This is a genomic window from Arthrospira sp. PCC 8006 (assembly GCF_046480465.1).
GTDB classification, from domain to species: domain Bacteria; phylum Cyanobacteriota; class Cyanobacteriia; order Cyanobacteriales; family Microcoleaceae; genus Limnospira; species Limnospira platensis.
On sequence record NZ_PKGG01000427.1, the window covers coordinates 1 to 1,786 of the forward strand.

2 protein-coding genes, 1 other RNA gene and 1 pseudogene are annotated in these 1,786 nt (G+C 45.8%); 1 reads left to right on the forward strand and 3 read right to left on the reverse strand.

Annotated elements, in window-relative coordinates:
- Positions 1-313, reverse strand: a 313-nt coding sequence (locus B9T16_RS28300) for a calcium-binding protein (RefSeq protein ID WP_410246354.1), incomplete at its 3' end; no start/stop codon positions are given.
- A 464-nt stretch (positions 314-777) separates the two neighbouring features.
- Here B9T16_RS28300 and B9T16_RS28305 point away from each other — a divergent pair.
- The gene (locus B9T16_RS28305) at positions 778-972 is read left to right on the forward strand and encodes a hypothetical protein (protein WP_006616052.1); all 195 of its coding nucleotides are present in this window, start codon (positions 778-780) and stop codon (positions 970-972) included.
- Positions 973-1,057: 85 nt separating this feature from the next.
- Here the strand turns inward: B9T16_RS28305 and ssrS are convergent.
- Together ssrS and B9T16_RS28315 are read right to left on the reverse strand one after the other, a co-directional pair.
- A non-coding RNA gene (ssrS, locus tag B9T16_RS28310) (6S RNA) lies at positions 1,058-1,242 on the reverse strand.
- 222 nt (positions 1,243-1,464) lie between these two features.
- Positions 1,465-1,786: pseudogene (locus B9T16_RS28315) on the reverse strand (hypothetical protein); the annotation flags it as partial.

A 1,786-nucleotide genomic window follows, 5' to 3' on the forward strand; every position in this document is an offset into this window, starting at 1 on the left:
AAATAGTATCGTTTCCTGACCCCCCAACTATAGCGTCATCCCCCGAATTACCCAGGATGAAATTGTTTYCTTCCCCCCCATAGATAACATCATTCCCTAACTCACCGAATAGGGTGTCGTTACCTGGTCCACCAAACAGATAATCATCTCCCTGTCCACCAAATAGCAAGTTATTACCCTCACCTGCGAACAGGGTATCATTGCCTTGGAACCCCAAAAGGGTATCGTCCCCTTCCAAACCTTGAATTTCATCATCTTCCGAGGTTCCCAACAGCAAATCCGATTCTGAAGTCCCAATAATAATGTTTACCATGTTAACGATACCTTACCTTTAGAAGTCCTTTTTGCTGACTTGATCAAGCCAGCCCCAATATACATTGGCCCATGAAATGATCCATAATCCACATAATCCCGGATTAAACTAAGCAACCTAGCCATTCTATGCTGCTTTTGCCTTGAGGGTCTCTTGAATTGATTTAAGTTTACCCATAATTTTTTGAATATCAACAATACCAGGGCTTTTGGTTTCCATCTTCGAGGGGAGGTCCCCAGACTTAGCGGTGTGTAACTTCAGATCCTCTGGTAGTGATCATCCGGCATTAGGGTAGATGGGCACAGGGACACAGGGGCGGTTAATGTAAAGGTTTTTCACACAAGACCACCCTAAAGATTAAATATCATTACAAAGTTAGTCAAGTTTGTACATAAGCATGATACTCTCTATGAGTGATTACGAACACCTTAGATTGAGAGACGAAAAACACTTTGAATTTAGATATGGATAGATACCCAACTTGTTCCCTTCGTCAAGATGTTAGCGAGTATGTGGCTGACCTCCAGCTACACATGACACTACAGGCTCGTAACCTAATCCCAACTTTAACTAAGACCAAGGAAAATGATAGTCGGGAGGAGATGCTTCAGCAAACTCAGGCTTATTTTGAAAAGATAGCTTCTCGTCAGGCTAGTTAACAGCACAAAGTTTACACTTAAACAAAGGCAGCCCGAACTCGTAGAGTTATCCACTCTCGAATTCGGGCATTTTTAATTATTGAACAGCCCAACCGCAACGCCGTCTTACCTCAGTTTTTGACCTGGACGAGCCAGGTGGGCACCACTGCCGAGCTTCAAGTTTCCGGGTACAATGCCCGGTATACTGCCACTCGATTCTAAGGGGTTCCCTTGTTTTTAGAGTTATAGATCAAAAAAACATTTTGGCAGTCACCAACGTCACAGCAGGACCTTGTTGCCATTATAGCGCTTTCTCAAAAATTGTCTAGGGGTTAACAATGGATCATGCAAATCCCTCTCTCTCCCCAGAGGGCTGGCCCGTCAATCTGCTCGCCCCCAGGCCAGCAACTCGCGTTCTGGGATGGGGCGCTAGAAGGGAGATAGAGAGGGGGTTCAGCAATTCTCATTTGGGAAATTCAACTGCTATCGGGTGGGATGTCTAACTCGAGACCCTCAAGCATAAAGGTCAGAAGGTGGTCCCAACTGTCGAAGTACAGTCTGGGTAAGCGCGCGCAAATCATTAAAGAAGGTTTGGCGCTTCGRTAAGTGCGCTCGTAGCAACTGGTACTTGTTATCGAGCAACTCCTGCAGGGTGTGGAAGAGCAGCGAGAGGATGTTGATGGTCCGGAGCAAGGAATAAATATGTTGCTTGCCATGTCCAAAATTGTGTTCGAGATGGTAGCCCTTGGTCTTGAGAGTGTTGTTGTTCTCATTCTCAACTTTCCAACGATTCCGCCCTGCCCGAACCACCTCGGCTACATTCTCATCGCTGAGA